The 4,767-nt window shown below is 42.8% G+C and carries 7 protein-coding genes; all 7 read right to left on the bottom strand.

Annotated elements, in window-relative coordinates; genetic code table 11:
- Nucleotides 1-100 precede the first annotated feature (100 nt).
- Nucleotides 101-1,522, bottom strand: a complete 1,422-nt coding sequence (locus tag H6G03_RS36925) for a response regulator (RefSeq protein ID WP_190475886.1) — start codon at nucleotides 1,520-1,522, stop codon at nucleotides 101-103.
- 86 nt (nucleotides 1,523-1,608) lie between these two features.
- A complete protein-coding gene (locus H6G03_RS36920; protein ID WP_190475885.1) occupies nucleotides 1,609-1,845 on the bottom strand; it encodes a DUF1816 domain-containing protein in 237 nt (78 codons plus the stop codon).
- Nucleotides 1,846-2,086: 241 nt separating this feature from the next.
- Nucleotides 2,087-2,302, bottom strand: a complete 216-nt coding sequence (locus H6G03_RS36910; protein WP_190475883.1) for a hypothetical protein — start codon at nucleotides 2,300-2,302, stop codon at nucleotides 2,087-2,089.
- Nucleotides 2,303-2,387: 85 nt separating this feature from the next.
- Complete coding sequence (locus tag H6G03_RS36905) at nucleotides 2,388-2,741, bottom strand: hypothetical protein (RefSeq protein WP_190475881.1); 354 nt, start codon at nucleotides 2,739-2,741, stop codon at nucleotides 2,388-2,390.
- Between the two features lie 130 nt (nucleotides 2,742-2,871).
- Nucleotides 2,872-3,093, bottom strand: a complete 222-nt coding sequence (locus tag H6G03_RS36900; protein ID WP_190475879.1) for a DUF7219 family protein — start codon at nucleotides 3,091-3,093, stop codon at nucleotides 2,872-2,874.
- A gap of 378 nt (nucleotides 3,094-3,471) precedes the next feature.
- A complete protein-coding gene (locus tag H6G03_RS36895; protein ID WP_199315658.1) occupies nucleotides 3,472-3,837 on the bottom strand; it encodes a response regulator in 366 nt (121 codons plus the stop codon).
- A gap of 33 nt (nucleotides 3,838-3,870) precedes the next feature.
- A partial coding sequence (locus tag H6G03_RS36890; RefSeq protein WP_190475876.1) for an RNA-guided endonuclease InsQ/TnpB family protein occupies nucleotides 3,871-4,767 on the bottom strand: 897 nt, incomplete at its 5' end.

Below are 4,767 nucleotides of genomic sequence, written 5' to 3'. Positions count from 1 at the left end.
TGTCAATTTTTACAATACATTTGTACTATCCGTGGGTAGCGATCGCACTCCTGCAAGTGCCTTAACAAAAGTTCATACAGTGTCGATTACTTTTGTCCGACTACTTAGGCTTCTCTAAAAAGACATTTCCACCCAAACGCGCTACTTCCACCCGATCGCTTAACTGATTGCGTGCTGTCAACACTAACACCGGAATCCTGGGATCTTGTTGCGCCAGTTCAGCTAGTAAGGTCAGTCCGTTCTCTGTGCTGTCGGGAAAGGTGAGGTCTAGGACAATAACATCAGGTGGACAGCAGGAAATCGATTTTCTTGCAGATATTGGATCTGTTGTCACTTCTACCTGAAAACCCCAAACGATCGCTTCCCTTTTGACCGCTTCGGTCAACACTACATCATCATCGACCACCAGCAACCGACCCGACCCCATCTTTAAATCGGGAGTCGTCGCCGTTGTAGATGGCTTATCTTCCACAACTTGCTTGAGAAGCGCAACCAATTCTGCAAGCTGCTGCGCCTCCCGAACACCCAAAGACTCTAAGCTTAGCAACTGTTCGATCTGCCGCGCCACCTCTGAACCTTTTGGGAAGCCAAATGAACCCAGCGAGCCAATCAAGCGATGCGCCTCCAACTGAGCGGAGACTCGCAGTTCCCGATCGAGATTTCCGGTAGAGATTTGGGCAATCGCTCGATCGAACAGCACTATATGCGAGCCCAAACTCTGTTTGAATTTGCCCCATACCTGCTGCATAATTGCCTGCACTTTGGCTTGAGCTTGACGCTTGTCTGCGGTCGCGATCGCAGCTTTGGGCGTCTCTTCTGGAGAAACCCTTGGCGAGAGGGAATCTTCCGGTAGTTGTTTGAGTCGATAACCCAATCCGTATACCGTCTCGATCGAATCTTTAGTCATTCCCCCTGCTTTTAGCTTCTGGCGCAGACCTTTGATTTGAGTAGAGACGGCTTCCTCTTGGGGAAATTCACCATTAGGCCAGATGCGGTCTAGTATGGCACTCCGGCTGAAAATACGTCGGGGATTGCGGAGAAAAAGCTCTAGTATGCTGAACTCTTTTGGGGTTAAGTGTAAAGCTTTTCCGCCATAAGTAACTTGACCGGCATCTGGATCGAGCTGAAGCTTTTCCCAGGTCAACATAGTAATTAAGCTAGAACTGCCCCTTCGCAGTAAAGCCTGAATCCGAGCGATTAATTCCGATCTTTCGTAGGGCTTGACCAGATAATCATCGGCTCCTGCTTGTAAGCCGAGTACCCGGTCAGCAGTGCTGTCTTTGGCACTCAACAGCAGAATCGGCATCTGTAAGCCGTGCGATCGCAGTTGGCGACAAAGACCGATTCCATCCAAATTTGGGAGAATAATATCTACTACGAGCAAATCGTAGTGAAAGGCTTGAGCCAGTTCCAAAGCCATTTGACCATCCTCCGCTGTCTCAACAGTGTAGTGATGGGTAGTGAGTTCTTGTGCTAGGACATTAGCTGTCGTCTCATCATCTTCTACTAGCAGAATTTTCATTGGAACTGATTCCTTTTCATCGGAAGTCATTCCTTAACACTACAGTACCCTCAAGCCAAAAAAAATAGCGATCTGCTGCCTTATCCTCAATCTTCAAAGCTTGTTAACATTTTAGGCTTACACTGCCTAATCCAAACCGTCATTTCTTGGGCTCCCTCCTGTTTTAAATCTTCCATGTAGCCGACTTGAGCGGCAGCAGCTTCCCGAATACTATTAAAAGGCCCAATGTAGTAAGTACACTCTGGTAATAAAGTAACAATTTTTACCCACCAGCCAAATTTAATTTCTTCTTGTTTTGGAAGTGTACGATTTGTTAAAAGCATCAGAAATATCCCTCGCTATTTTAATGAAAATATTCAAATTTCTTCAAAATATTAGAGCGGCATTAGCTTTAACTAAGCCACTGTTAATACTTAATTTAGAGCCAGTGTCTAAGCCACCCAAAATGCTATCGGGATTGGGCATTTCTTGATAACAGTGGCGGCAAAACCAGTAGACTCTTTGGGAGCGAATGTGGCGGAGTAAAGTAGTAGAACAACAAGGGCAAGTACAAGTTAACATTTTTTAACCCCCTGGTTTAAATTCGTGTTGAGACAAAATTAATTCACGCGATTCTTGCTTAACTCTTCCATTCATGGTAGCCTGTTGCAACTCCATAAAAGCTTCCAAATCTTCTAAGGAATATTTACTGTTGAGCAACAGTCGTAATTGATTTTCTGCGGTAATACTCAGAAAATCAGTTTCTAGAGCCTCCCGAACTAAATTGAGAATTGATTCCATGATGATGCCATCCCAAATGATGTTATATAAAGTCTCACAGCAGCAAGCTTTATACTTTCGGCTTTAAAAAAATATATTCAAGCCATCAACTAGCTGAAGAAGAGGCGCTAAAGTTGAAGTTCGGCGATTGAAGTAGACCGGAGTTGGTTCTGCTATAGACCAGCAGAATATCGCGAATTCCCAGATGAATGTAATGCTCTATATCTAATAGCTCCTTCCTGGGATAGGGAGGGAATAATATTTGTTTTGGCAAAGGCTGTGTTTGTTCTATAACAGCGTACTTATTAGGAACGCGGCTTAGAACATAAGCCAACAAATCTTGGCGCAAACCAGCCTCAGAAAAAGCTTGTTGGTATGGATATGTTGGATAGCTCGATAAAATATTTTCAATTTCATCGATGACTACAGTTAAGGTAAGATTGAAAAGTTCTTTTGCCATTTTTAACTCCTGATAGCTTTTCAAATTTGCGGTTATTAAACTTTTGGCACAGATGCAACTGTATTTTTTCGTATAAAAGGGAAATAGCTGGAGTTTTTCAGCAAATTTACAATCTGCCTCTAAAAAAGCTTCAAATATCAGAATTGTTTGGGGGCAAGCGGCCTTTTTCAAGTACAATCTGGATATCTTCATGATAATTTTTATAGACTTCATATATCTGTTTAGAAGCATCTTCTAAAGAAAGCTCTCCAGTTGTTTGTAAATCACAAATGTAAGTCACTCTTTCTAAAAATTTTACCATATTTTTGAGAGCATCAATAAACACCAAATCTTCTGGGGGAATAATTGCCATGACGATCGCAGCGAGGGTAAAGAAAATTAGGATAATCAGCCATGCTCAGAAAACAGAGTTCTAGGGAGTGGCTATTCCCTAGCCGCTAGGGGAAGGAGTCATGAGAATCAAGGTAGTTAAGAATTAAGAACTTCCTCACTACCTTGGCTGTTCGCAACACTTGAGAGCTTAAGAAACAAATTTGAGGAAATTTTGAGGAATAAAATTCTTGTTTAGTAAAAAAAATATTTTGAGAAGAATGTCTAATGGCTGAACCTCAGAATAGACAAGAATGATGAGCTTTTCCTTGCAAGCAATCAGTCGAGTCAGGAATAGTCTAAATTGTAATAATTAGCAAATTTATGAAAAAATTGTTTACAAATTTCCTTTGAGGATTTACTAGGTTTGGAGGTTCCAGCCGAGCGCGTTAGCAATTTGGGGAACCAGCGTGAGAGAATTAAAAGGTTTAGCGATCGAACCTTTGACCCCCAACCGCTGAAACCGTTGTGGTTCGGTCAAACTCAGCCTTCCGGTCAAAAACACCACTGGGATTGACTGAGTTACCGGATTGACTTGTAGCTGTCGCAACAGAACCAAACCATCCATCTCTGGCATCATCACATCAAGTAGAATGGCATCGGGTTTCTCAGAAACTGCCTTAACTAAACCCTCTTGAGCCGAAGCCGCTAAGACTACTTCCCAACCTCCTAGTGATTCCAGGCAAGCTTTCACGATTTGTCGGATATTAAGTTCGTCATCAGTCAACCGCCCCACCCACTCTTGGGATGGGGCTTGTAACTAACCAGAAAGACTGGTTGAAACATCCGGGTTATTGACCGAACCCTGCTCCTGAGTCCCTTGGGTAGAGGAGAGAAAATAATCGTCGCGAATATTTCTAGCAGCATTCAAATCGGCATGAGTTTTATGTCCGCAATCTTTACAGTGGAACCTGGACTTATGCCGAAAAGTTTTTTTAATATGCTTGCAGATATTGCATTTTTGGGAAGTATAACTAGGAGCGACGTTCACCACCTTCTTTCCTAGTGCAGCAGCTTTATAAGTTAAAAACTGCTCCTGTTGATAAAATGGCCAACTACTCAACCATTTGTTAACTTTCTTGCCTCGGTTTTGAGTCCGAATACTAGACAAATCTTCTAGCACAAACACGGTTATATCTGGTTGATTAGCTAACTTTTTACTTACACAATGATTCGTATCCCGCATGAACCGCTTCTCGCGACCAGACATCGCTTTTAATCGACGTTTGGCGCTACGAGTGCCTTTTTGCTGGAGTCTCCGACGATTGTATAAATAACGCCTTTGAACTTCTCTAATCTTGTCAGAACTGAAGAACTGACCGTCAGAAGTAACGGCTTGATGATATAAGCCTCGGTCAATTCCCTGAGTTTTTCCGTCAACCTGCACTGGGTCTGTTGTCTCAAATACTAAACGCACCCAGAATTGTTTGGTATGTTTAGTATAGGTAACAGTTGCGGCACAGAAGTCCCAAGTTTCAAACACTTCTCGGAAATATTCAGGAACATCAAGAATTAATCTGACCCGTTTCCCGATACAACTAAGGGTTAATTGCTTACCTCTTAGCGTCATAGTTCGCTTGTCGTATCTCAATCCTGATGTAGGTTTCTTTCTGGGAGTGCGTTTAAACTTGGTAGCTTTAACAGCTTCTAATGCGTT

The sequence above is a fragment of the Aerosakkonema funiforme FACHB-1375 genome (genome assembly GCF_014696265.1).
Classification (GTDB): domain Bacteria; phylum Cyanobacteriota; class Cyanobacteriia; order Cyanobacteriales; family Aerosakkonemataceae; genus Aerosakkonema; species Aerosakkonema funiforme_A.
Note: the sequence above shows the minus strand (reverse complement) of the source record. Positions and strands in the feature narration are given on the sequence as shown.